This is a genomic window from Thalassolituus oleivorans MIL-1 (genome assembly GCF_000355675.1).
Lineage (GTDB): Bacteria > Pseudomonadota > Gammaproteobacteria > Pseudomonadales > Oceanobacteraceae > Thalassolituus > Thalassolituus oleivorans.
On the sequence record NC_020888.1, the window covers coordinates 968451 to 994409 of the forward strand.

A 25959-nucleotide genomic window follows, 5' to 3' on the forward strand; every position below is an offset into this window, starting at 1 on the left:
GCAGAAGGTTGTATGTACATGGCCGTTAAGCCTTTATGACGGCGCCGACTTTGCAGCACGATTTTTCTTAAAGTATAGGGTAGATCAGTATCCGCTATTGGCATAAAGCCTAGCCGTTGATACCAGTCATTCAGGTGGGGCCATGGTAGCAAATAGAGGGGGATGTTGGCCTCTGTCATAGAGGCCAAACCTAATCTCATATTATTTGGTAGAGGCGATAAACTCGGATAAGACGTGAGCACTTTCTTCCGGTATTTCTAACATAGGGGCGTGACCAACGTTGGGAAATAGTGAAACTTGCGCCTGCGGTAGGTATTGTTTGAATACTGGAACAGCCGATACATCAAGTATGCGATCTTTTTCTCCCCACATAATGAGCGCTGGCATAGTGGCTTTTGCGGCTAAGGTTTCGGGGAAGTTACTCTCATTCATACGGGTACGCGTCGCGAGTAAATCGGTAAAAATCTCTTGGTTAATTTCAGCACGATTGATTGTTTCCCGCGCAAGGGCTGGACGTAGAGGCCATGGCAAAAATGGCTGAACTTCCATAACCATTTGCATGCGCTTCTCAAAACTTTCTTCATCTGTTGCGATTAACGGATTGGTGCCTCGCTCCAGTGCTTCGTAGTATTCGCTTTTGTTTTCACCATCGATACCTGCGGAATCCATTAGTGTCAGGCTCAAAATTTGCTCTGGGTGATCGACCGCATAAATAGCGCTAATAGCACCGCCCATAGAATTTCCAGCGATATGGAATTGGTTTAGACCCAAGTGAGTGACCAGCGCGTGTAGGCGTTGTGCCTGTAACTCTAAATCGTAATTACCACTTGTTGGAGCGGGAGTATCACCATGTCCAGCTAAGTCTGGAATGATTAGGTGATAATCATCGGGTAATTCCATCGCGAATTTTAACCAAGCATCTTTATTGGCTGAAAATCCATGCACCAACATAACCGCAGGCCCGCTACCTTTGCGTTCAAGGTAGGTCATGTCGACATCTACCGTATGTGTTTTTTCGACTTCTAGATGAACGGCTCCGCGGCCCATATCAATGACTTTAGAATATAAAGCGTCTTGTTGGCCATTGGTGCACCCAGTGGTTAATACGGCAGAAAAAATGGCGCAGCCAAATAGTGATTGAGCGAGATTAAAGCGTTTCATGTCAGTCCTCGGTTTATTATTGTGTCAGTGCTGCAGAGAGTTCATTTACTTGCTGAATAGCGCCAAGTAGATCATCGGCATCCAGTAAGGCCCCCGGTTGGCAGGCCAGCAGCATGCCATCTGACCATTCAATGTGAAGGTGCGGATGTGCCAAAAGCCACTCTATGGCCTTATAAGATAACCATTGCTTCATATGATGCACAGGTTCAGATTGAATAGACCAAGAGGCTAGTTGACTCGGCTTATCGTCGCGATCATGGAGTTTTAACGGTGCTTTGAGCTGATCAGTGAAGGTATCGAGGGCTAACCAGCGCTTGTAGCTCAAGGCGATACGACCGCGGAATGCGAGTGGACATTCCATAATAATCAATGTTTGCGTGTAGGTTTGGCTAGCGGCAATGACGGTGCAGTCGAATGCAGTAATTTTTTTAGTGTCATGGTCGGTTGTTAACGTACCTTCAATAAAGTGCGGACAATGACGATACTGACTGCAGGTTAAAATTAAAAAATCAGCGCTGCGGATATGACGATCGGCGGCGACGTAGGGTTCGTAGCGATAGCCTTGTTGATGAGCGAGAATGCGTAACTTTCCACCTCTGCGACCTCGGTCGACTACCATTGGTAGCACTAGCAGGCCGATAATAACGGCAATAATGAGAATACTTAAAACGAAGGTGGCCATTGCGGCTCCTGATGGGCTTACTCAGTGTAATATGCCTACTTTCTAACTTGATGTTAAGGAACGCTTTGTCATGGCGAAAGCTCCAGCCATTTTAACGGAAGTACTATCGACGCAATGTGGTCGAGGTATCGGTGTACTAACACTGAATGTGCCTAAAGCCATGAATGCGGTGGATTTGGATATGGTCAATGCCATTGATGAGCATATGAAAGCTTGGCAAGACGACGCCAATATCGTTGCTGTCATTATGCGCGGTGCCGGTGAAAAGGCGTTTTGTGCCGGTGGTGATATTCGTAAACTGTATCGCAGTATGACGTTAAAAGGGCGTACTCAGTATCGCTATGCCGATGATTTTTTTCGCGCAGAATATCGAAAAAACTATGTTCTTCACCAGTTTACTAAACCCTTGATTGCTTGGGGACAGGGCTTTGTTATGGGGGGAGGGTTAGGTCTATTTGTTTGTGCTAGCCATCGTATCGGTACGGAATCACTGCGCTTAGCTTGGCCTGAAGTTAGGATTGGTTTATTTCCTGATGTGACCGCTACTTGGTATTTATCCCATATGCCTGCGCCATGGGGATTGTGGATGGGGTTGACCGGTAGCCTGATGAATGCAAGTGAATGCAAACAGCTCGGCTTAACGCATTATGCAATGGGCAGTGAGCAATGGCAGGGCATACTGGAACTAGTGACCAATTTGCCTTGGCAAGACAACATAGCGCGTAATCATCAAGAGTTACGTAAGGGCTTGCAGCAATTAGAGCAAACGACGACCAGTGAACTGCCTGCTGCGCGATTAGAAGCCAATGAAGAGCAAGTTAATAAGTGGTTAGAGGGGGATGACCTTGTTGCAATAGCAAAGCGCATGAGTGCTTATAAGGGCGGCGATGAATGGCTGCAGCAAGGGATAAAAAATTTACAGCAAGGTTGCCCAGCCACTGCTCATATTGCCATGGAGCAGATACGTCGCGGTGGGTTTATGAGCTTGAAAGAAGTGGTCGCATGGGAGTTGGATATTGCCTGGCAGTCGGTTCGTCATCCTGATTTTGCTGAAGGGGTTCGCGCTATGGTGATTGATAAAGACTTTAAGCCCCAGTGGCAGCACAAAGACATTCAGTCTGTGCCACGGAGCTGGGTGGAAGAATTGCTCCGTTCACCGTGGAAGGTAAACGAACATCCTTATGTCGATATCTAAGAGGTTCTTATAAGGTTCTTATAAGGTTCTGATATACAGTTCTCTGTTTAAGCATTACCAAAAGCGGCTTGTGTAGCGTCGATTTCTTCATTAATTGCCTGCCATTGCGGTTCGACATTGTCAGCATCTAATCCTAGTTGCTGGAACGAGTGCAAATTATCGCGGTCAACTTGCCCTAGAGGATGGTCGGTACCGGCAAAGTGCTGAATGACGGCAACTTGCACTATGTCGGTAAAGTCTACCTGTTCGGATTTTCTGGTTAAGTCTTGGTATTGCTTTGGAACGCGCACTAGTTCGTCAGAAAAATCCCAGCTTTTGAGAATATATGCACCGATATGCGGATGCAGCCGCTCGATAACATGATCGAGCGACATACTATCGCTCATTAAGCCTTCGTTATTTTCGGCATACGCGAGAATCGGTAGCACACCGATTTGATGCACCAAACCGGCGAGCAATGCTTGATCTGACGGTAATTTGGTAAAATGCCGAGCCAGTACTTGGGCGGATGAGGCTATTTCAATCGCTCGTGACCAACATGCACGCATGCGAACATCAATCGCATCGTTAGTGGCCTGAAACATTTGCGCCATGGCTAAGCCAATTACTAGATTGCTGGTGTAATCAATGCCTAAACGTGACACGGCAGTAGTGAGATCGTTAATTGCGATGCTACTGCGTAACATGGGGCTATTGGCAATACGCAGTAATCGCGCCGTGAGTGCAGGGTCTTGGCCGATGATGGATGAGATATCATTGATGGTGGCATCTTCATCCTCTGCGACTTCGCGAATTTTCAAGGCAATTTCAGGTAAGGTTGGAAGGACCAAGCGGTCTTCACGAATCTGCTGAACAATATCGTCCTTTACTTGCTGCACTAGCGACTGAGACATGAGCGGGCCTTTTGAGTTTTCTGCCCGCGTGGCCGGGCATTTAGCTGTCTGAACTCTCAGTATAGAAAACCCTGTGCAAAGTGACGGGGTTTTCACCTATCACGGCATCTAGCTGTTGTTCTAAGCTATTGATTACGGCTAAACCCTCGCTATTCGCTATGTTGTGACAAAGACTTGCCAGCTCGCCAATGGCCTTGCCATCGCTGTTACTGATGGGGGTCATGGCTTTTATCTCGATATTTGTCGGCAAGCTGAAGCGGTAAAGAGCGCGCTTGCTTTTACCTAGATACTGTAAGCGCGCAACAATTTCTTGGCCGGTGTAGCAGCCCTTAGAGAAGCTCACTCCTTGATGCTGTTGCCAGTCGATATGTTGTGGCACCCATTCTTCGCGACTGTAATCGTTAACCCAAACGAGCCCGGCGTCGATATCGGCTAAGTGCCAGTCTTTCGATGAACATAAGGGGTGACCATTAAGCCAAGCATCTGCTTGGTCGATATTGCACCAGAATTCGGTGCGGTTATCCGGCCATTGGAGGCAAAGGCCGTCGGCGTCTGCAATAACAGTATGCGCGGCTTGTCGCGTGGATTCTTGCCCTAGCTCTGCCAGTACTACCCAATCTTGGCGCTCAATTAATTTTGTTTTAAAAAATACAGCATATTTACTTAGATGAGTCTGGAGGGCGTTTGCTTGCGTACTGGGTAAGCGTAACCAAAAATCATCATTTTGGCGGGCGATAACAAAGTTAGCCACCATGCGCCCCTTCGCTGTGCAGCAAGCACCGAGTTGCCACATGCCATTTTTCAAAGCGCTAACATCGCACGTTAACTGACCTTGTAAAAAACGCTCGCTATCAGGTCCCTGAATCTGGATAAGGGCCATATCAATCAAGTAGGTACGAGCCGGTCGGCCTAGACTAGTCGAATTCGGGGTAAAATATTCGCCGTCGGTGCTGCCAAGCGAGGATGTAAGCTGGTTCATTGTCGGTGTCTCCAAAACTATGCCTGCGTAGAATCTGCAAGCCTTTGCATTCTACGGCAAAAGTTGACGGCTAAATACGGGATAGAAGTTGTGGGATTATCTGTCTGCTTGTACTGCGTAATTAGCGCTTTAGCAGATCGCTTTGCTACAATGGCGACCCACCAGAGGAGACTAACGTGTCAGAAGAACTCAACGATATTGATGCACGACGTGTCTGTTGGCATAGCCGTCGCGGCATGCTGGAACTGGACGTGATCTTAGTGCCGTTTGCTGAAAATAAATATTTGGGCTTAGCGGAAGACGATAAGCGTCGTTATCGCGATTTATTAGAGTGCGAAGATCCGGATTTATTTGCTTGGTTTATGGAACATCAAAATCCAGACGATGCTGATTTTCAGCGTATCGTGGCCGTGGTGTTAGAGTATGCCCGCAGCCCTAAATAATACGGGCGAATATTATGAGTGGGCTTTGCGGCCTTCATTACAGCAACGCCGCTTAGATTTTGCGGCGTTGTTAGCAGGTACTTGTCTGCTGCTTGTTTTACTACCACTTTCTTGGTGGTTGTCTTTGATGATCGCACTAGCGGTCGCTTTTCTTAGCTGGCGTTTCGCCCAGCGAATGCACGTATCAGTGGAGCGAATAGGTTGCGATGCGCGCGGCTGGTGGATGCTTGTGGGCGGCCAACGTCATGCTGTGAGTTGGCGTAGCGGCAGTATCCGCCGTTATGAATTAGTGCGTTTGCAGTGGGGGTTTTGGCCTTGGCAGCAACTCATAGTGAGAGCTGACAGTTTTGTAAACGACGAAGACTTTCGCCGTTTACGCCGTGCGCTTTATGCGCAAATTTAAAACACCATAATGGCCGGGTGAACTAGAGCTCGCCCAATTCTTTAATGTATTTTGGTGTTAGAACAGTGTCGAACGCGCGCGGTAAAGGCTCAGGGTAGTCGCGGCTAAAATGCAGCCCTCGGCTTTCTTTGCGTAATAAGGCTGAGCGAATAATCACATCCGCGACATCGACTAGATTACGTAGCTCGAGTAAATCGTTGGTTACTTTATGGTTACTGTAAAACTCTTGTATCTCTTGGCGTAGCAGTTTTACGCGGTGTTTTGCCCGTAGTAAGCGTTTAGTTGTGCGTACAATGCCGACGTAGTCCCACATAAAGCGACGAAGCTCATCCCAGTTATGGGCAATGACGACATCTTCGTCTGAATCCGTTACTTGACTGGAATCCCAAGCGGGGACTTTCTCAACCGAGGCGGCTAAATCTAAGTTCTCGGCAATATGCTTAGCCGCAGAGCGAGCAAACACTAAGCATTCTAATAACGAGTTGCTGGCTAAGCGATTCGCACCATGGAGCCCTGTGCTAGCAGTTTCGCCGACAGCGTATAAGCGCTCAATATCGGTACGCCCATGAATATCCGTTACCACACCACCACAGGTGTAATGCGCTGCGGGTACGACTGGAATGGGATCTTTAGTGATGTCGATGTTCAGTTGTAAGCAGCGTTCATAGATGGTTGGGAAATGTTCTTTAATAAAGTCGGCCGGTTTATGGCTAATGTCTAAGAACAAGCAATCGGCCCCCAGACGTTTCATCTCATGGTCAATCGCGCGGGCGACGATATCTCGCGGCGCGAGTTCTGCACGCTCGTCGAAATGCTGCATAAAGCGTTTACCGTTTGGCAGCAGTAACTTACCACCTTCACCTCGAACCGCTTCAGTAATCAAAAACGATTTTGCTTGTGGGTGATACAAGCAGGTGGGATGGAATTGATTGAACTCCATATTGGCCACCCGACAACCCGCACGCCAAGCCATGGCAATGCCGTCGCCGGACGCGCCATCAGGGTTGCTTGTGTACAAATACACTTTGCTGGCTCCGCCAGTGGCCAAAACCACAGCACGGGCAGTAATAACATCGACGTCGCCGGTTTCGTTATTTAGGAAATATCCGCCAACACAGGCTTGTCCGGGGAGACCGAGCTTGCTGCGAGTGACGAGGTCGATGGCAATATGATCTTGAAGTAAGGTCAAGTTTTGACAGTTGCGAGCGCGCTCAAGCAAGGTATCGGAAATTGCATGGCCAGTGGCATCGGCTGCATGAATAATGCGACGTGCGCTATGACCGCCCTCACGGGTCAGATGAAAGTGATTAGGGCTGTCTTGGGTAAATGGCACGCCAATATCGATAAGCCATTCAATTGCCGCTGTTGATTCTTCTACGGTGTAGCGCACCGCTGGCTCATGACAGAGGCCGGCACCGGCGATAAGTGTGTCTTCTACATGGGCATCGATACTGTCTTCATCATCTAATACTGCAGCAACACCACCTTGTGCCCAGCGCGTCGAGCCTGCATCTAAGGAGTCCTTGCTAATGATCGCTGCCTTGATATGCTCGGGCAGGGATAGCCCCAAAGTCAGACCCGCAGCTCCGCTACCGATAATCAGCACATCGTAGGTAAAACTCTGACTCATACTTCTGAAACCTTGATTTTAAACATGACAAACGACGTATATCGTCACCCGAAAACGGCATGTAGAACGGTAGTGTACGCATTGCAACGCCTCGCACTATAATGCCAGCCCGTTGTGCTTGAAAAGGTTTTGTCATAAAGCTGACGATATCTAACCTTCGGACGCAAGATTGTAATAAAGCGTCAATCAGACAAATCAATAGGAACTTTTTAAACATCACGCCCTCTACAATACAAAGCCACAACGGAGGGCAGGGTGTGACAAACTTAGCGATGGCTGCGACGAAGCAGCGAGATACAGCGGGTAATGGCATGACAGATCAACAAATTTCAGACCGGCAATTGGTTGCTCGGGTGCAGAAAGGTGATCGCCGCGCATTTGATCTGCTGGTGGTTAAGTATCAGCATAGAATTTTAGCCTTGGTTGGCCGTTTTGTTTCTGACTTCGCGGAAGCTCAGGACGTGACTCAAGAAGCATTTATAAAAGCGTATCGCGCCTTACCATCGTTTCGCGGTGACAGTGCTTTCTATACCTGGATGTACCGTATTGCGGTGAATACCGCTAAAAACCATTTGATTAGTCGCGGTCGTAAAACACCGACGAACGATATTGATTTAGATGATGCAGCCTACTTTGCCGATGAGAGCCATATGCGTGATATGGATACTCCGGATGGTTTGCTGCAAAGAGACCAGTTACGTGATGTGGTATTTGCTGCCATTGATGCCTTACCCGAAGAATTGCGTATTGCAGTCACGCTGCGCGAGATTGATGGTCTAACCTATGAAGAGATTGCCGATGTTATGGAATGCCCTATAGGTACCGTACGTTCGCGCATATTCCGAGCTCGTGAAGCCATTGAGAAAAAAATGCAGCCCCTGCTGAGTGCGACTGCCTGATGAGACGTAAGGATTAACTATGAACGATAAAATGAATGAATCCTTATCCGCATTAGTGGATGGCGAGACCGATGAGCTAGAAGTGCGGCGGGTGATGAATCAAATTGATCAAAACCCAGAAATGCTGCAAACCTGGCGCCGCTATCAGCTGATTGGTTCGGTATTACGCGACGAACCGGCAAGTACAATTGATCTTTCTCGCGGCATTATGCAAGCCCTTGACGGGGAGCCGATGGATGATGTGGTGATACCGGTAACGACTGCGAGTAACCTTGCCGTCGCTGCGCCAGCATCTCAAATAACATCCTCTCGCTGGCATTGGTTAGCATCTGGGGCCGTTGCGGCATCGGTTACATTGGCCGTGCTGGTGGGTGTGCGTGTGACTTCAGAGTTACAAAATCCTGCTCTTAGTGGACAAGCATTGAGTGCTGTGACACCTAAAACACTAAGTCTTGATAGCGTAGAGCCATCGGATGCGATTGCTGAAGCGTTGGTGTCTGCTGAGCCCATGCCGAACAGCGTGATCGCTGTGGCTGAAACTCAGCCTCAAGCCGATAGTGAGACTTTGCGAGAAGCACAAAATGTGCTGAAGGAGTATGTCTTGCAGCATACTGAGCATGCTTCGCTTAATACCGCTAGTGGCATGATGCCTTATGCACGAGTGGCTAACTTCGAACAGGACGCCGTTAAGGCGAAGGGCAAGTGATTGCCAGACTGCTGCTAGTAATCTGCTGTTTGTCGGGGGCTGCGCATGCAGAGTCCGACCCTCAGCAGGAACAAAATGCTCGAGTTTGGCTAGATAAAATGTCTCGGGCGTTGAACGAACGTAATTACCAAGGGGTGCTGATCTATGGCGACCCGTCTGCTTGGGATACCCTGTCAATTAAGCACAGTGTCATCGACGGCACTGAATATGAAAAGCTAGAACATCTCACCGGTTTACCGCGCAAAATTATTCGGCGTGGACATGACATTACCTGCATTCATCCGGGTGATCATGTCGTTCGTACTGATCCAAATATCACCAATCCGTTAACACAATCCCTAGTGCTTAGCAGTTCTGAGCTTACCAATCTATACGATTTGCAGGTAGGCGGACACGAACGAATAGCGGATCGTATAGCCCAACGAATTAACGTTTTACCCAAAGATAAATATCGTTACGGCTATAGCCTTTGGGTGGATATGCAAAGCGGTTTATTGTTACGCAGCGACTTATTGTCCGAACGGGGAGAAGTGCTGGAGCGTTTTCAGTTTGCTCAAGTTGAAATAGACGGCGACATCCCGATATCTGAGTTTGATGACACGGATGCAGGGCATCGCATTGAAGGGCACGGATTAGCGAGTGGGACAGGAATGATACAACCGGCCCTATGGGAGCCGGGATGGATTCCGAGAGGCTTTATGATGACGACGCGCCACGAGCAAGAACAAGCGGCACAGCATCATCAAACTATGGTGATGTACACCGATGGCTTGGCAGCCTTTACCTTGTTTGTGGATAATATTGCCGATAGTCGAATGCCCGATATGAATAAACGTTGGGGAGCGACCGCCGCTGTCGTGCGACATATGAAGTTTAACGACAACGGTTATCGCATCACGGTTGTTGGTGAAGTTCCCATGGCGACAGTGCAAAAAATCGCGTTATCGGTGCGGCCTATGTTAGCGGCTGTGCCGAGTGGCCTAATTAATGAGTTGGAATAAATAAACGATGAGCCAAGAAGTAGTTGCAGTGGTTGAGCAAGGCGAAGGCGGTATCTGGGTTGAAGCAACTCAGCGCAGCGCTTGCGGAAGTTGCAATGCGCGCTCCGGATGCGGTCAACATAGTTTAAGCAAGCTTGGTCGCCCCATGCGTTTGTGGATACCCACAGACCGAAATTATCAGGTCGGTGATCAGGTGATTTTATCGCTACCTCAAGGTGGACTGGCGCTTAGTGCTTTGGTGCTTTATGGCTTACCGCTGGTGGGCTTAATTGCGGGTGCTATCCTTGGGCAACGCCTTGGTACAGATCTCTTGTCAGCCCTTGTTGGCATTGCTGGCTTAGGGATTGGATTTGTTGTCGCTAAAAAACTATCAGAACAGTTCACAAAACAATGGCATCCTCAAATTGTTGATGGCTGTGCCGGCGTTATCTCCACAAAACTCGTTGAATGAAATTATAGTTGAGAGGATCGACATGGCAGTAATACTCCGTTTATTCGTAGTTTGCTTGGTAGTGCTGACGGCTGGTCGTGCTTGGGCAGAACTTCCTGATTTTCGCGAACTGGTCAAAGAGACGTCTCCTGCGGTGGTGAACATTAGCACCGTACAACACGCGCGCTCTACTGCATTTCAACAGCGTTATGGCTTACCTGATGATGTACCAGAAATCTTTCGTCACTTCTTTGGCCAGCAAATTCCATTACCCGGTGGCAAGCAAGAAAGTGCTTCTTTAGGCTCGGGTTTTATCGTTTCCCGAGATGGTTATATCTTAACTAACAACCACGTTGTGAAAGATGCGGATGAAATTGTCGTGCGTCTCAGTGATCGTCGTGAACTCGACGCGGTATTAATTGGTGCCGATGAAAGTTCAGATTTGGCAGTGTTGAAAGTGGAAGCCAAAAACCTACCGACTGTCGAACTTGGTAATTCCGACAAGTTAGAAGTGGGTGAATGGGTGGTCGCCATTGGTTCACCATTCGGGTTTGATTATTCAGTGACTGCAGGGATTGTCAGTGCCAAAGGGCGCAGCTTACCCAATGAGAATTATGTTCCGTTCATTCAAACGGACGTTGCGATCAATCCTGGAAACTCAGGCGGCCCTTTATTCAACCTTGACGGCAAGGTGGTAGGTATTAATTCGCAAATCTACACCCGTTCTGGTGGCTTTATGGGCGTCTCGTTCGCTATTCCAATCAATGTTGCTATGGATGTGGTTGAACAGCTCAAAGCCAACGGCAAAGTCAGCCGCGGTTGGTTAGGGGTAGTGATCCAAGAGGTGAGTAAAGATCTTGCCGAGTCGTTTGGGTTAGATAAAGCTGCCGGAGCCTTAGTTGCTCAGGTTGTTCCAAACAGTCCAGCGGCCAGTGCCGGAATTGAAAACGGCGATATCATTACTCGAATCAACGGACGAGATATTTATTTATCGTCAGACTTACCACATCAAGTTGGTCGTTTAGCGGCCGGTGAAGACGCCACACTTGATGTCGTGCGTAATGGCAAGCGCAAGAAAGTCACGGTTACTATCGGTGTATTGCCAGATAGCGGCGCAATGGAATTGGCGCAGAATCCTGCAACCGCGGAACGTTTAAGTAATAGCTTGGGCGTGTTGGTCACTGATCTTAGCGATCGTCAGCGTAAAGATGTTGGCGATGGTGTGATGGTCAAAGAAGTGCGTCGTGGCCCTGCCTCAATGGCCGGTTTGATCAACGGCGATATTATCACCATGATCTATGGCGAGCAGATTCATTCTGTGGCTGAGTTCGACAAGGTTGTGAACAACCTACCGAAAAACCGCAGTGTTCCTATGCGTATCGTGCGTCGTGGCACTGCCATGTTCATCCCTTTGCGCATTACCGACTAACACGACCACTGCGCTCAGCTCCCTGCTGAGCGCAGTCGATTGCCCTAGTCCCGCACTCCACATAGCGTTTGGGCTGTAATTCGAGTAAAATCCCCACCCATTTTCAATAATCTACCGGATGATATTCTGTGAGCCGATTGGACCACATTCGTAACTTTTCCATTATTGCCCATATTGACCACGGCAAGTCGACACTATCAGATCGCTTTATTCAGGTGTGTGGTGGTCTCAGCGACCGCGAAATGCAGGCGCAGGTGTTGGACTCGATGGACATCGAGCGTGAACGTGGCATTACCATCAAGGCCCAGAGCGTAACGCTAGATTATAAAGCGCGAAATGGTGAAACCTACCAACTCAACTTCATTGATACGCCAGGACACGTCGACTTTAGCTATGAAGTAAGTCGCTCCTTGTCAGCTTGTGAAGGTGCCCTGTTGGTTGTTGATGCTGCACAAGGCGTTGAAGCCCAATCCGTTGCCAACTGTTATACCGCGATTGAGCAAGGGTTAGAGGTTATTCCAGTATTGAACAAGATGGATTTGCCCCAGGCCGATCCAGACAAAGTCGCTCAAGAAATCGAAGATATTATTGGCCTAGATGCTACCGAAGCGGTGCGTTGTAGCGCTAAAAGCGGCTTAAATATTGAAGATGTTTTAGAAGATTTAGTGGCTCGAGTGCCACCGCCAGAGGGCAACATTGATGGTCCTCTGCAAGCCTTGATTATTGACTCTTGGTTCGATCCTTATTTGGGTGTTGTGTCGTTAATTCGTGTGAAAAACGGCAGCATCAAAAAAGGCGACAAAATTCGCATGAAGTCGACCGGCCGTGACCATTTGGTTGATGGCATCGGTATCTTTACCCCAAAAATGACCGCAACTGGTGAGCTTTGCACGGGTGAAGTAGGCTACATGGTTGGTAGCATTAAAGAAATTCACGGTGCGCCAGTTGGCGATACCATCGTTAGTACGAAGTTTCCTGATGTTGATGCCTTACCGGGCTTTCAAAAAGTTAAGCCGCAGGTATACGCAGGTTTATTCCCTGTGTCGGCTGACGACTTTGAAAGCTTCCGTGATGCACTCGATAAATTATCGTTGAACGATGCCTCTCTGTTTTTTGAACCGGAAAGCTCGGATGCATTGGGTTTTGGTTTCCGTTGCGGCTTCTTGGGTATGCTGCATATGGAAATCATCCAAGAGCGCTTGGAGCGCGAATACGACTTAGATTTAATTACTACGGCCCCAACGGTAATTTATGAAGTTCTGACCCGTCGTGGTGACGTATTGATGGTCGATAACCCATCGAAATTACCTGATCCCGGCACGATTGAAGAAATGCGCGAGCCAATTGCTGAATGTAATATTTTGGTACCACAAGAGTATCTCGGTAACGTCATTACTTTGTGTATTGAAAAGCGCGGCGTGCAAATTGATATGCAGTACACTGGTTCGCAAGTAGCGTTAAAATATGAAATCCCGATGGGTGAAGTTGTTATGGATTTCTTCGATCGTTTGAAATCTGCGAGTCGCGGTTTTGCTTCATTAGATTACAGCTTTACTCGCTTCCAAGCTTCGTCGTTACAACGTTTAGATGTATTGGTGAATGGTGAGCGTGTTGATGCTCTGGCAACTATTATGCATACCGATAGCGTTCGCCGTCGCGGTGCTGCATTAACTGAAAAAATGAAAGAGCTTATTCCACGCCAGATGTTCGACGTGGCGATTCAGGCCGCTATTGGCAATCAGGTGGTTGCCCGTACAACGGTAAAAGCTTTGCGTAAAAACGTAATTGCCAAATGTTATGGCGGTGACGTTAGCCGTAAGAAGAAGCTTCTGCAAAAGCAGAAAGACGGTAAAAAGCGTATGAAGCAGATCGGCAACGTTGAAATTCCGCAATCCGCGTTTCTTGCGGTTCTTAGGGTGGACGATTAATGAAAAAGAAGCAGCTTGGATTATCAATGCCGGGAATTTTGGCCTTGATGGTATTGGCCATTATGATTCTTCGAGCTGCTATTTCATTGATACCTATGTATTGGGATGATGTGATGGTTGGTAGTATTTTAGACTCTGTTCAAGAGTCTAAAGCTATTACTGCCAAAACCTCGACCAGTGATGCCAAGCGTGTACTGGAAAAACGTTTCCAATCCAATAATTTAGATATTTCTACTGATAAATTAGAACTCGATCGTTCAGAGCACCGTTTAGTGCTGACGTATACCTACGATCGTCGAGATGATTTTTTCAGCAACATTGATTTTGTGCTTACCTTTACTCATCGGAAAGATTTTACTCAGTGAATAATTCGCTCCTGAAACTATCGCAGCGATTAGGTTATACCTTTCGCGACGAGCAATTAGCCACGCTCGCATTAACTCACCGCAGTAAAGCGGGTCACAATAACGAACGACTAGAATTTCTTGGTGATTCCATTTTAAATTTCGTCGTCGGTGAAGATTTATTTCGCCGCTTTCCTACTGCGAAAGAAGGCAAGTTGAGCCGTTTGCGGGCAAAAATGGTTAAAGGCGAGACCTTAGCTTTTGTCGCACGCGAATTTGAATTAGGCGATTTTTTATTGCTGGGTTCCGGCGAAATGAAAAGTGGCGGACATCGCCGTGATTCTATCTTGGCCGATACGGTAGAAGCCCTAATAGGCGCGATGTATTTAGATGCTGGGTTAGACGTCGTGCGTGAGCGTATTTTAGCTTGGTACGCCGATCGCCTCGATGCATTAACCCTCGAAGATCCTATTAAAGATCCTAAAACGCGTTTGCAAGAATATCAGCAGGCGCAGCGTTCAAGTCTGCCAAAATACACGGTTTTGAGTGTTGAAGGTCCGACGAATGAGCAAGTATTTACGATTGAATGTGTCATACCAGAACAAGCCGATGCCGTAGTGGCGATTGGTGGCAGCCGTCGTGCTGCCGAGCAAGCCGCCGCGCAGCAAATGCTGCTTAATCTTGGAATCCACGGGGAGGAAGAATAATGCCGCAACGTACCGGTTTTGTGGCCATTGTTGGTCGTCCTAATGTGGGGAAATCCACGTTACTCAATCGCATTCTTGGTCAAAAATTATCGATTACTTCGCGTAAACCGCAAACAACACGTCATCAAATTCTAGGTATTAAAACAGAAGATGATATTCAGGTTGTTTATGTTGATACGCCGGGTATGCATAAGAACCAAGAAAAAGCGATTAACCGTTATATGAATAAAGCGGCTACCACCGCAGTAAAAGACGTTGATCTCATTTTGATGATCATCGACCGCACGCGTTGGACTGACGAAGACGATATGGTTCTTGAAGCGGTTAAACAGCAACGTGCGCCTGTTGTATTAGTCGTTAATAAAGTCGATTTTATTCAAGATAAAAACGATTTATTACCGTATCTAGAGAAAGTGAGTAAGCGTCATACTTTCGATCAGATTATTCCAATCAGTGCGAAAACGGGTCATAACATTGACCGTTTAGAACATTTAATTGAAAGCTATTTGCCTGAAAATCAGTATTTCTATCCAGAAGATCAAATTACGGATAGAAGCTCGCGCTTCTTAGCCGCAGAGCTAGTACGTGAAAAAATCATGCGCCAGCTAGGCGATGAGCTTCCGTATGCTATGACGGTAGAAATTGAAGAGTTCAAGCATGATGGTCGTATTATCGAAATCAGTGCGCTTATTTTAGTTGAGCGTGCCTCGCAAAAACGTATCGTAATCGGTGAAGCGGGTTCTCGTTTAAAGCAAATTGGGCAAGATGCTCGTAAAGATATGGAGTTGCTATTCGACTGCAAAGTCATGCTCAACATGTGGGTAAAAGTGAAATCCAACTGGTCGGATGACGAACGCGCTTTGCGTAGTCTCGGTTACGACGACCAATAGTCACGATGAAGCAGTGGTTCGTGCTGCAACGTCAGCCACTACGCGAAGATGACTGGCTACTCGATATATTCAGTTTGAGTGCCGGTCGTTTACGAGTGATCAGCCAAGCAATGGTTGGTCGTGATGAACCCGATTTGTTGTGTCTTTGTCAGGGCGACTGGCAGCAAGGACAAGATTTTCCGCGGGTTAAAGCATCAGAAGTAATTGCTAGACCAAGTCTGCAGGGCTTGCCCTTGTATTGTGCGGTCTACATCACCGAATTGTTGGCAAGATTAATGCCGCAACACGAATCTCATCCGACGGTCTTTACCCTCTATCTTGATACCCTTAATGCGTTAGCCGATACGCCCTTGGTAGACCCTTGGTTGCGGCATTTCGAATTTCAATTATTGCAGCAATTGGGCTATGGTTTTTCGTGGCAGAAAGATACCCTAGGTAATAATATCGAACCGTCATCGCATTATGTATTCAGCGGTGGTGAGGGCTTTGTACTAGCGGCTAAAGGCTACTCGGGCGCAGTTATTCTTGCTATCGGTAATGGCGATTATCAATTTCCTACCGCACTTAATGTGGCTAAATTGATTTTACGACAAGCATTAGAAGCACAACTTACGCGGCCATTGATCAGTCGCGAGCTATTTATTTAAAGGTGAAGTTATGAGTTTGGCTAAACGCGTTTTGTTAGGTGTTAATATCGATCACGTTGCAACTTTGCGCCAAGCGCGTGGCACACGTTATCCAGACCCAGTGCAAGCGGCCTTTGTTGCTGAAGAAGCTGGAGCCGATGGTATTACCGTTCATCCGCGTGAAGACGGACGTCATATTCAAGTACGCGATGTGCGTATTCTGCGCGATACACTTGCGACACGTATGAACCTTGAAATGGCGGTGACCGAGAAGATGCTGCAATTGGCGGAAGAGGTTTGTCCTCCTTGCACGTGTCTCGTGCCAGAGAAGCGTGAAGAATTAACCACCGAAGGTGGATTGGATGTCGCTGGTCAAGAAGCTCATATCACCGCTGCCGTCGCGCGTTTAAAAGCGATTGGTAGTGAAGTGTCATTATTTATTGATCCTGATGAAGCGCAAATTGATGCAACAGTACGCACTGGCGCGCCGGTCATTGAATTGCACACGGGGCGTTATGCCGATGCTGAAACTAACGAAGAGCGTGATGAAGAGTTAGCGCGCATTATCGCTGCTGCTAAATATGCAGCCGGTAAAGGCTTAATCGTTAACGCTGGTCATGGTCTGAATTATCACAATGTCGAAGCAATCGCGGCGATTCCAGAAATGAATGAATTAAACATTGGTCATGCCATCGTTGCGCGCGCGGTGTTCGTCGGCTTGGCGCAAGCCGTGGCCGATATGCGTGCTCTATTAGCGGCAGCACGTTAGGACTTTTGGTGTTTTCGCTGAGTGATATTGAAGCTCATGGTGTCATGGGTATCGGTACCGATTTATTGGCTGAATCACGTATCAATGCCATTGTTGAGCGTCAGCCAATAAAATTTGCTCAGCGTATTTTAACGCCCGCGGAATTATCCGTTTGGAGGCAGCATCAACAGCCGAAAAATTTTTTAGCGAAACAGTTTGCGGCAAAAGAAGCCTTGTCTAAGGCGTTAGGGACGGGTATCGCGGCGGGTGTTAGCTTTCAACATATTGAAGTGTTGCGCGATCAGCGCGGCGCTCCTTATGTTGTTTTATCGGGTGTTGCCGCTCAGCGAATGAAGCTATTGGGGGCTACCCGCGCATTGATTAGCTTGTCTGATGATCAAGGGCTTATTCAAGCATTTGCATTAATCGTCGCATGATTTCTTAATAGTTCCGACCAGTCATTAGCCTCCACCCATTCCTGCAGTTTATCTAGCTCTGTCACTAAGCGGCGCATTTGTTCCGGTAGCTTGGCAAACTCATTGGCTTTTAGCGCGCTTTCGAATGTTTCTAATTCAAGGCGTAAACAAGGTGTACCGCAATAGCGAGTTGCACCATGCATTCTATGCACAGCCTCGAGTAATTCGTCTAAGGCTTCTTCTTCCCAGTAAGCAACGATATTGGCACGTTCATTATCGAGGGAATCGAGCAGCATCTGGAACATATCAACGGCTAACTCAATATTATTATTGGCGTGGTGAAGCGCCATGTCGGCATTGAATATTTCGCGGCAAATTGATTTTTCGGATGCGATTTCACGACTGCGCTCATGTTTAACAACACGTATTAATGTATTGATCGGCGCGCGATAGCCGGTCCAGCGTTCAACGCATTTAGCCAACTGTTCTTGTGTAATAGGTTTGGTTTGATAATCGTTCATTCCCGACTTTAATAAGGCCTGTTTTTCGTCAGCCATGGCATGCGCAGTCAGTGCAATAATAGGCAATGCCGCTTTGCCGGGCATACGGCGAATGTGTTCGGTTGCTTCTGTGCCCGACATGTTTGGCATTTGAATATCCATGAATACCATTTCTATCGGATGCTGGTCGATTTGCGCAATCGCTTCGCTCCCAGTCATGGCGGAATAGACTTGTATGCCCATTTCACGCAATAAGGTCACGACTAATTTCAAATTCGCGTGGTTGTCATCCACCGCTAAAATACAGGGAGGAACTCGCCCAGGTGAGTGCTCTTCTGCTGGGTCGGTAAGCGTGAGTATTTGCGATTCGTCAGCAACAAGCTCGCTCAGCGCTGCGTGTAACTTGCGCTGCGTAACGGGGCGACTCAACGCCTCATTAGCCCCCAGCTTTTTCAACATATCGAGGTCTTCGTGGCTCACGCTATTAACCAAAGCGACGACGGGCACTTGGGTATCTTTCAGTGCGTTAAGTAAGGCTAAAGCGTCATCGTCGAGTTTTTCATGATCAATAGCACATAAAATAAGATCGTATTTCTCGCCTGAATTTATCCGATCTACGACTTGTGGAATCGTTGGATAGTAGTGATGGTCAACTTGCCACGATGTTAATAATGTTAGTAAGTCGGTAGTCGCCGCTTGTTTTGGATCAATAACGGCGATACTGATATCGAGCGGTGCAAGGTTATTGGTCGTGGAGTCTTGATCTATCTGGATATCAATATTAAAGAAGAAAGACGAGCCGAAACCTTCACGACTTTCAACACGGATATCACCATGCATTGCCTCAACAAGCGCTTTAGAAATAATTAACCCTAGGCCCGTACCGCCAAATTGGCGGGCGACGCTGGCATCCGCTTGTGAGAAGGCTTGGAATAATTTTTCCTGTTTTTCTGGCGATAAGCCTAAGCCGGTATCACGAATTTCAAACTGTAAGCTGGCACGGTGATCTTTTTGGCTAATGAGTGATGTTTTAACCGTAACGCTGCCGTATTCCGTAAATTTAATCGCATTATTGACTAGGTTGGTAATCACTTGTTTTAGTCGCAGTGGGTCGCCGCACACCGCGAGCGGCACATTACTTTCAATAATCTGATTGAGTTCTAAGCGTTTACCTACTGCCTCGGGAGCTAATACTTGTAGTGCATCTTCGATGACGTCGCGCAGATTAAAAGGGGTATGCTCGATGATGAGTTTACCGGCATCAATTTTCGATAAATCGAGGATGTCGTTAATAATATTGAGTAAGTCGTCCGAGGACTTGCGGATTGTTTGCAAGTAGTCGTTCTGGCGCTCACTGACTTGGGTACGGCCTAATAATTCGGAGAAACCTAAAATGCCGTTGAGTGGAGTACGAATTTCATGGCTAACGTTGGCTAAGAACTCAGACTTCATGCGGCTAGCTTCGATGGCCTCTTTACGCCCAAGTGTGAGCTCGCGGTTACGAATCTCTAGTTCATCTAAGGTTTCTTGTAGGTCGTGAGTGGCTTGTTCTAAGTTTTGCTGGTGTTCGGTATTCGCCCGTTGCAGGGCACTGGCCATCGCATTAATGCCCGACGCGAGGGCTTGGAATTCGCCGCCATTTTCAATATGTACACGGGTTTCTAATTTGCCATCTTTCATGTCATCGATGGCATCAACAATAACGCCCATCGGCTGTGATACTTGTTTACTAATGCGTAGAGCTAGCACAGTGCAAAGTATTAGCACCGACACAATAATACTGAGCGATGAGGCTATGTGTTGGTACTGGTTTAATTTGGTATTAGCACCCGATAGCTCAACTTCGGCCCAACCTAATAATTGTTGTTGGCCGTTTTTTTGCGCATAAAACTGTTCTGAAAGTTGATCGGCAATAATTAAATTTTGTGAGAATATCGGCGCGCGCGCGCGCAGTGAGGCATCCGTGCGCATGAGTTGTAATTGATCTGCTTTCAATTCAGCCGAGCCAAAACGCTCAGTCAACATTCGCGGCCCTGCATGGGCCAGCGTTTGCATATCTTGGTTGTACAAAGTCACGGCGCGAACGTCGATTTCTTCCAACATGTTATTTGCAATGTTTTGCAAAATCCCCACGCTGCCGGTCATTACACCGTACTCGCAAGTGGGGGCGAGCTGTTTCGCCATTGCTAGTGTGCGCTGTTCTAGCAGGTCGCCAAGATCGCGGGCGCGTTCAGTAATAAAGAAGGTGCCGAGAACTAATGACACTATGATGCCAGGCAGCAACGCCAGAAACAGGATACGATTTTGAATGTTCCAATTTTTCATCGCGATGAGGCAGCCTATTATTTAGTCAAAAAAACGCGTCGGCTAAGAGTAATGGGGGGGCGACTTAGGTGCAAACTTTGTCGTCAATTTACTGCGATTAATCCCTAAGAGTCGTCGCGTCTGAGTCGCGACAGCGGTAAACTACGCGCAAACTGTCTACCAGAAACGAGAATCTCCGTGACTGATCGCCAAAACTCGACAACTAAAGCACCGTTATACCCCACTATTGCTGATTGTGTCGGTAATACACCGCTCGTGCGATTGCAGCGTTTACTGCCTGCGGGTAGTAGCAATACGGTGTTGCTGAAGTTAGAAGGCAATAACCCAGCCGGTTCGGTAAAGGATCGGCCGGCTCTGTCGATGATTCAAAGAGCAGAACAGCGCGGGGAGATTCAGCCCGGTGATGTTTTGATCGAAGCGACCAGTGGTAATACAGGTATTGCTTTGGCCATGGCGGCGGCGATTATGGGTTACCGCATGATATTAATCATGCCGGATAACGCCACTATGGAACGTCGTTGGGCGATGGAAGCTTATGGCGCTGAGTTGATTTTGGTGAGTAAAGAAGAGGGCATGGAAGGCGCTCGTGATTTAGCCGAAAAAATGCAACAAGACGGTAAGGGGCGAGTATTAAATCAGTTTGGTAATGGCGATAATCCCGAGGCTCATTATCAAGGTACTGGTCCTGAAATATGGCAGCAAACCTCTGGTCAGGTAACGCACTTCGTTAGCTCAATGGGTACTACCGGAACAATTATGGGAACGTCTCGTTACCTCAAGGAACAAAATCCAGATATTTGTATTGTCGGTTTACAACCATCCGAAGGTGCAGCTATCCCCGGGATTCGTCGTTGGCCAGAAGCCTATTTACCCACAATTTTCGACAGCACGCGTGTCGATCAGGTGTTAGATATCGGTCAGCAATTGGCCGAGGACACTATGCGGGCTTTAGCGCGCGAAGAAGGTATTTTTTGTGGTGTGTCTTCTGGAGGTTCCGTTGCAGCGGCTCTTCATTTGGCTGAAACCCTCGAAAATTCCACCATCGTCGCGATTATATGCGATCGTGGCGACCGCTATTTATCGTCGGGCGTATTTGCCCCACAAGGATAAGGTCACTCAGGACCTTTCCTTGCTACTGATTGAATTTCGTCTATTTGCCCCAATATAGGGCGACATCATCCATACAGAATTATTACAGAGTGCGCCGTGAACCAAGGATCTAATGGTAAGACCTTAACGCTAACCATCGACAACATGACGTCGGATGGTCAAGGCGTCGCGCGTTCTGGGCGCGATGTATATTTTGTCCCTGGTGCGATTCCGGGCGAGCAGGTCGAAGCGCGCATCGAAAAACGCAGTAAAAAGATCTGGCATTCGCGTTTATTAAAAGTCATTACGCCGTCGGAGTATCGAGTGCCTGCACCATGTCCGCACTATTTGCGTTGCGGTGGCTGTGATATGCAGCACATGACGTACGAGCGCCAAGTTGAGTTTAAGCAAGACCGCGTAGCTCGTGAATTCGCCCGCCAGGGTGTCGCTGTTAGCGACTGGGCACTGCCAATTGTTGCTGAGCCTTGGGGTTATCGCCGTAAGGCGCGTTTAGGTGTGCGCTATAGCAAAGAGCAAAACACCAACTTTGTTGGCTTCCGTGAAGGCGCTTCCCACCACATTAGTAATGTCGATCGATGTGCGGTATTGCCGGATCATCCGGCTTTGGAGTGGCAAGACTGGCGGCCATTATTAAATTCGTTAGATGCGCGTGCCTTAGTAACTCAAATTGAAGTGATTGCTGCTGATAATGCGATTGCTTTGGTATTGCGTGCGCTCAAACCTTTGCAGGATGGCGATCGCAATAAATTAGTTAGCCAATTAAAAGGGTGGCAAAAGCAGGGCGAAGAAGCCGGTTTGCTGCCTCTGCAACTGTGGTTGCGCAGCGAAAAGGACGGCGAGGCGGAATGTTTATGGCCAGCCCAGCCCGACACCTTGCATCACTTTGTTGATGGAATGCCATTGAATTTAGCCCTGACCGATTTCGTGCAAGTTAACGGCGATGTGAATCGCGCTATGGTTGCGCAAGCCCTTGAGTGGCTCGCACCGACAGAAGATGAGCGTATTTGGGATTTATTTGCGGGTCATGGCAATTTCTCTATGCCATTGGCCCGACGCAGCAAGCATGTCGTCGCTTTGGAAGTTCAAAACAGTATGGTGACCAGTTTAGCGGCTCAAGCTGAACAGTTGGCCCTTCCTTTGCAGGCGGTTTGTGCAGATTTATCAGACGAAGGGCGTTTGGCGCATTTAGAAAGCCCTAATGCCATTTTACTAGACCCACCTCGCGCCGGTGCGGCCGAGGTAATGCAGGATATTGCACGACGTCGTATTCCACGAGTTTTATATGTGTCTTGTGATGCCGCGACGTTGGCCCGTGATCTTAATGTGCTTAGCCAACAGGGCTATGCCGTTACAAAAGCAGGAATAATGGATATGTTTCCACAAACACACCATGTAGAAACGATGGTATTGCTTGAATACCAAGGAAAATCGCATGGTTAAAGTCCGAGATGATCATCCGTTATTGCATGACGGGTCATTGGATGTTGATCGTTGGTTAGAAAGCATTCAGCAGTCGCAAGATGTTAAAGATCCGGAAGCATTACGTGATGCTTTAGTGTTAGCGAAACAGTTGTCTGACGAAGCTATCGCTAACCGTACTTATTGGTCAATCGACAGCGTGCAGATGGGTATTGAGATGGCGCAAATCCTTTTGGATTTACGTCTCGATAGCGCTTCTGTTATTGCGGCTATTTTGTATCGTGCGGTCCGTGAAGGTCGTTTAGCATTAAATAAGGTTGAGCGGCAGTTTGGCGAAGAAGTTGCCAAACTGATTGAGGGCGTTTTACGGATGGCAGCAATTAGTGCCATTCAAAATTCGCGTGACGAAGTCGTTCTTGGTCAGCGCGAAGCGCAAGTCGATAACTTACGTAAAATGTTGGTCGCTATGATCGACGACGTGCGCGTTGCTTTGATTAAGCTGGCAGAACGTACATCGGCCATTCGTGCGATGAAAGACGCTCCAGAAGACAAGCGTCGTAAAGTTGCCGAAGAAGTTTTCAATATTTATGCACCACTGGCTCATCGTTTGGGGATTGGTCATTTAAAGTGGGAATTAGAAGACTTAGCCTTTCGCTATTTACAGCCTGATGCCTACAAAAAGATTGCCTCGTTACTCGATGAAAAGCGTTTAACCCGCCAGTCTTACATTGAGGAAGTCGTACAGCGTCTGCGCGACGAAATGACCAATGCCGATATTTCCTGCGATGTTTATGGCAGGGCGAAGCATATCTACAGTATCTGGCGTAAAATGAGCCGCAAGAATCTGGATTTTTCTAAGATCTACGATATTCGAGCTGTTCGCATACTTGTACCTGAATTACGCGATTGTTATGCCGCCTTGGGTATTGTTCATACTTTGTGGCGACATATTCCTAACGAATTTGACGACTACATCGCCAACCCGAAGGAAAATGGTTATCGCTCGTTGCATACAGCTGTAATCGGCCCCGAAGGTAAGGTGCTGGAAGTACAAATCCGTACTCATGCGATGCATGAAGACGCCGAACTCGGTGTTTGTGCTCATTGGTTATATAAAGGCACCGACACCAACGCCAAAGATCAGGGCTATGAGCAAAAAATTGCTTGGTTACGACAAGTGCTTGAATGGCATGAAGAGCTAGATGATTTACCGCAATTAATCGGTGAGTTACGCAGCGACATTAACCCAGACCGTATTTATGTATTTACGCCTGAAGGCCATGTGGTGGACTTACCACCTAAAGCAACTCCGGTTGATTTTGCCTATCGTGTGCATACCGAAGTCGGTAATAAATGCCGTGGCGCTAAGGTCAATGGCCGTATTGTGCCGCTGACGTATTTATTGAAAACGGGTGAGCAAATCGAAATTCTAACCAACGCGAATGCACATCCAAGCCGCGATTGGTTGTATCCCGATTCTGGATATATTCATACCACTCGTGCGCGGGCAAAAGTTGCACACTGGTTTAAATTACAAGATCGCGATAAAAATATTGAAGAAGGGCGTCACCTCGTTTTACGCGAAGTTGGACGTTTAGACTTGGCCGATGAACCTCTGCATGAAGTGGCGCTGCAGCTGAATATGCGCTCGGTCGACGATATGTTTGCGGCTGTTGGTGCGGGCGATTTACGCATCGGCCAAATCGTTCATATGCTGTTAAAGCTGGCCGACAAAGGTGGTGCGCAACAGCAAGAACTGCCGCTTATTCGTCGTCATGAGCCGACCGATCGTGTTGCGAAATCCGATGATGTCTTTATTGAAGGTGTCGGTAATTTATTAACCGTTATGGCGCAATGTTGTTTACCCGTACCGGGTGACGATATTCATGGTTACGTGACTATTGGTCGTGGCGTTACCGTGCATCGTAGCGACTGCGAAAATTTATTGCACTTAGCTTCTATTGAACCGCAGCGAGTTTTGCAAGTCAGTTGGGGGGATCGTCCTTCTAATATTTATCCTGTAGAAATGTTGATTCAAGCCTATGATCGTACCGGTTTATTACGCGATGTGAGTTCCTTGTTAGCCAACGAACGGGTTAATGTTGTTGCGGTTAATACGTTGTCGAATCAGGGTGATAACACGGCTTCAATGAGTTTAACCGTTGAAGTAGATAGCCTCGAACGCTTAGCGCGACTGATGAGTAAAATTGATCAGCTACCTAACGTGGTGTCGACTCGTCGGGTTCGCGGAGGCGCTAAACCATGAGCGTCCAATATGGGTTAGAGCAATTGCTGTATACCATGCAGCGTCTGCGTAACCCGCAGACAGGTTGCCCATGGGATTTGCGTCAGGATTTTGCCAGCATTCTTCCCCATACTCTGGAAGAAGCGTACGAAGTTGCGGATGCTATCGAACGTCAAGACTGGCCGCACCTTGAAGAAGAACTTGGCGATTTACTTTTTCAGGTTATTTTTTACGGACAAATGGGGGCAGAACTAGGTCGTTTTGATTTAAGTTCTATCATTCACCGTTTGGTCGAAAAACTGATTCGTCGTCATCCTCATGTATTTCCTGACGGCACTCTGACCAGCGAACGTGATCCTAGTATCACGCCGCAAGAGTCAGAAGTGAATATTCGCTGGGACGAGATTAAAGCGGCAGAAAAAGCAGCAAAGCCAGCGCAAATAGAGCGCCTGTTAGACGACGTTCCTGTTACTTTGCCAGCGCTCACGCGAGCACTCAAATTACAGAAAAAAGCCTCATCTGTGGGTTTTGACTGGCCAGATATTCACGGCGTGTTAGATAAAATTCGGGAAGAATTAGATGAAGTAGAGGCTGAGTTTGAGGGTATGGACTCGAAGCGCCTTGAAGACGAAATTGGCGATGCGCTTTTTGCGATTACCAATCTAGCGCGCCATCTTAAAGTAGACCCTGAAGTGGCATTACGTGGCACTAACGAACGCTTTTATCAGCGTTTTGCGTTTGTAGAAGACGCTGCAGACGAAGCAGGCGGTTTTAGTCAGCTCGAATTAGAGCATATGGATGCTGCTTGGGATGAAGCCAAGCGTCGCGGTAAATAAGTTAAATTAGTCCA

The 25959-nt window shown here is 47.7% G+C and carries 25 protein-coding genes; 19 read left to right on the forward strand and 6 right to left on the reverse strand.

Features of this window, described 5'->3' with window-relative positions; genetic code table 11:
• Window positions 1–201 precede the first annotated feature (201 nt).
• Together TOL_RS04375 and TOL_RS04380 are read right to left on the reverse strand one after the other, a co-directional pair.
• Window positions 202–1161, reverse strand: coding sequence for an alpha/beta fold hydrolase (locus TOL_RS04375; RefSeq protein WP_015486079.1), 960 nt, complete (start codon window positions 1159–1161; stop codon window positions 202–204).
• A gap of 16 nt (window positions 1162–1177) precedes the next feature.
• Window positions 1178–1843 carry a hypothetical protein gene (locus TOL_RS04380; protein ID WP_015486080.1) on the reverse strand — a complete coding sequence of 222 codons (666 nt, stop codon included), beginning with the start codon at window positions 1841–1843 and terminating at the stop codon, window positions 1178–1180.
• Window positions 1844–1913: 70 nt separating this feature from the next.
• On the opposite strand from TOL_RS04380, the gene TOL_RS04385 reads away from it, so the two are divergent.
• Entirely contained in the window at window positions 1914–3038 is a 1125-nt protein-coding gene (locus TOL_RS04385) for an enoyl-CoA hydratase/isomerase family protein (RefSeq protein WP_015486081.1), read from the forward strand.
• A 47-nt stretch (window positions 3039–3085) separates the two neighbouring features.
• On the opposite strand, the gene TOL_RS04390 is transcribed toward TOL_RS04385, so the two are convergent.
• Window positions 3086–3931, reverse strand: a complete 846-nt coding sequence (locus TOL_RS04390; RefSeq protein ID WP_015486082.1) for an HDOD domain-containing protein — start codon at window positions 3929–3931, stop codon at window positions 3086–3088.
• A 40-nt stretch (window positions 3932–3971) separates the two neighbouring features.
• Window positions 3972–4910, reverse strand: coding sequence for a CAF17-like 4Fe-4S cluster assembly/insertion protein YgfZ (ygfZ, locus tag TOL_RS04395; protein WP_015486083.1), 939 nt, complete (start codon window positions 4908–4910; stop codon window positions 3972–3974).
• 176 nt (window positions 4911–5086) lie between these two features.
• On the opposite strand from ygfZ, the gene TOL_RS04400 reads away from it, so the two are divergent.
• Window positions 5087–5353 carry an FAD assembly factor SdhE gene (locus tag TOL_RS04400; RefSeq protein ID WP_015486084.1) on the forward strand — a complete coding sequence of 89 codons (267 nt, stop codon included), beginning with the start codon at window positions 5087–5089 and terminating at the stop codon, window positions 5351–5353.
• Entirely contained in the window at window positions 5334–5756 is a 423-nt protein-coding gene (locus TOL_RS04405; RefSeq protein ID WP_025266065.1) for a hypothetical protein, read from the forward strand. The genes TOL_RS04400 and TOL_RS04405 overlap by 20 nt, the downstream gene beginning before the upstream one ends.
• Before the next feature lie 22 nt (window positions 5757–5778).
• Here the strand turns inward: TOL_RS04405 and nadB are convergent, their stop codons facing one another.
• Window positions 5779–7386 carry an L-aspartate oxidase gene (gene nadB / locus TOL_RS04410; RefSeq protein ID WP_015486086.1) on the reverse strand — a complete coding sequence of 536 codons (1608 nt, stop codon included), beginning with the start codon at window positions 7384–7386 and terminating at the stop codon, window positions 5779–5781.
• Window positions 7387–7697: 311 nt separating this feature from the next.
• Between nadB and rpoE the strand changes: the two genes are divergently transcribed.
• The 12 genes from rpoE (at window position 7698) to acpS (ending at window position 17531) form a co-directional block, all read left to right on the forward strand.
• Window positions 7698–8285 (forward strand): RNA polymerase sigma factor RpoE, encoded by a 588-nt coding sequence (gene rpoE, locus TOL_RS04415; protein ID WP_025266064.1) that lies wholly within the window; start codon window positions 7698–7700, stop codon window positions 8283–8285.
• A gap of 19 nt (window positions 8286–8304) precedes the next feature.
• Window positions 8305–8991, forward strand: a complete 687-nt coding sequence (locus tag TOL_RS18165; protein WP_015486088.1) for a sigma-E factor negative regulatory protein — start codon at window positions 8305–8307, stop codon at window positions 8989–8991.
• Complete coding sequence (locus tag TOL_RS04425; RefSeq protein ID WP_041588399.1) at window positions 8988–9992, forward strand: MucB/RseB C-terminal domain-containing protein; 1005 nt, start codon at window positions 8988–8990, stop codon at window positions 9990–9992. Before TOL_RS18165 ends, TOL_RS04425 begins: the two co-directional genes overlap by 4 nt.
• A gap of 7 nt (window positions 9993–9999) precedes the next feature.
• A complete protein-coding gene (locus tag TOL_RS04430; protein WP_015486090.1) occupies window positions 10000–10443 on the forward strand; it encodes a SoxR reducing system RseC family protein in 444 nt (147 codons plus the stop codon).
• Between the two features lie 22 nt (window positions 10444–10465).
• Window positions 10466–11851 carry a DegQ family serine endoprotease gene (locus TOL_RS04435; RefSeq protein WP_015486091.1) on the forward strand — a complete coding sequence of 462 codons (1386 nt, stop codon included), beginning with the start codon at window positions 10466–10468 and terminating at the stop codon, window positions 11849–11851.
• A 128-nt stretch (window positions 11852–11979) separates the two neighbouring features.
• On the forward strand, window positions 11980–13779 hold the full coding sequence (lepA, locus tag TOL_RS04440) for a translation elongation factor 4 (RefSeq protein WP_015486092.1): 1800 nt from the start codon (window positions 11980–11982) through the stop codon (window positions 13777–13779).
• Entirely contained in the window at window positions 13779–14144 is a 366-nt protein-coding gene (locus TOL_RS04445) for a DUF4845 domain-containing protein (protein WP_015486093.1), read from the forward strand. The genes lepA and TOL_RS04445 overlap by 1 nt, the downstream gene beginning before the upstream one ends.
• A complete protein-coding gene (gene rnc, locus TOL_RS04450) occupies window positions 14141–14830 on the forward strand; it encodes a ribonuclease III (protein ID WP_015486094.1) in 690 nt (229 codons plus the stop codon). Before TOL_RS04445 ends, rnc begins: the two co-directional genes overlap by 4 nt.
• Window positions 14830–15720: a GTPase Era gene (era, locus tag TOL_RS04455; RefSeq protein WP_015486095.1), complete on the forward strand. Its 891-nt coding sequence runs from the start codon at window positions 14830–14832 to the stop codon at window positions 15718–15720. The genes rnc and era overlap by 1 nt, the downstream gene beginning before the upstream one ends.
• A 5-nt stretch (window positions 15721–15725) precedes the next feature.
• On the forward strand, window positions 15726–16367 hold the full coding sequence (gene recO / locus TOL_RS04460) for a DNA repair protein RecO (RefSeq protein ID WP_015486096.1): 642 nt from the start codon (window positions 15726–15728) through the stop codon (window positions 16365–16367).
• A gap of 10 nt (window positions 16368–16377) precedes the next feature.
• Window positions 16378–17115 (forward strand): pyridoxine 5'-phosphate synthase, encoded by a 738-nt coding sequence (gene pdxJ, locus TOL_RS04465; protein ID WP_015486097.1) that lies wholly within the window; start codon window positions 16378–16380, stop codon window positions 17113–17115.
• 8 nt (window positions 17116–17123) lie between these two features.
• Window positions 17124–17531, forward strand: a complete 408-nt coding sequence (acpS, locus tag TOL_RS04470) for a holo-ACP synthase (RefSeq protein ID WP_015486098.1) — start codon at window positions 17124–17126, stop codon at window positions 17529–17531.
• Here acpS and TOL_RS04475 read toward each other — a convergent pair.
• A complete protein-coding gene (locus TOL_RS04475) occupies window positions 17504–20335 on the reverse strand; it encodes a response regulator (protein ID WP_015486099.1) in 2832 nt (943 codons plus the stop codon). The genes acpS and TOL_RS04475 overlap by 28 nt on opposite strands.
• A gap of 177 nt (window positions 20336–20512) precedes the next feature.
• Between TOL_RS04475 and cysM the strand changes: the two genes are divergently transcribed.
• The 4 genes from cysM to mazG all read left to right on the forward strand — a co-directional run bounded on the left by cysM (window position 20513) and on the right by mazG (window position 25945).
• Window positions 20513–21445, forward strand: a complete 933-nt coding sequence (gene cysM, locus TOL_RS04480; RefSeq protein ID WP_015486100.1) for a cysteine synthase CysM — start codon at window positions 20513–20515, stop codon at window positions 21443–21445.
• A 96-nt stretch (window positions 21446–21541) separates the two neighbouring features.
• Complete coding sequence (gene rlmD, locus TOL_RS04485) at window positions 21542–22885, forward strand: 23S rRNA (uracil(1939)-C(5))-methyltransferase RlmD (protein WP_015486101.1); 1344 nt, start codon at window positions 21542–21544, stop codon at window positions 22883–22885.
• Window positions 22878–25130, forward strand: a complete 2253-nt coding sequence (relA, locus tag TOL_RS04490; protein WP_015486102.1) for a GTP diphosphokinase — start codon at window positions 22878–22880, stop codon at window positions 25128–25130. Before rlmD ends, relA begins: the two co-directional genes overlap by 8 nt.
• The gene (gene mazG, locus TOL_RS04495; protein WP_015486103.1) at window positions 25127–25945 is read left to right on the forward strand and encodes a nucleoside triphosphate pyrophosphohydrolase; all 819 of its coding nucleotides are present in this window, start codon (window positions 25127–25129) and stop codon (window positions 25943–25945) included. The genes relA and mazG overlap by 4 nt, the downstream gene beginning before the upstream one ends.
• Window positions 25946–25959 lie beyond the last annotated feature (14 nt).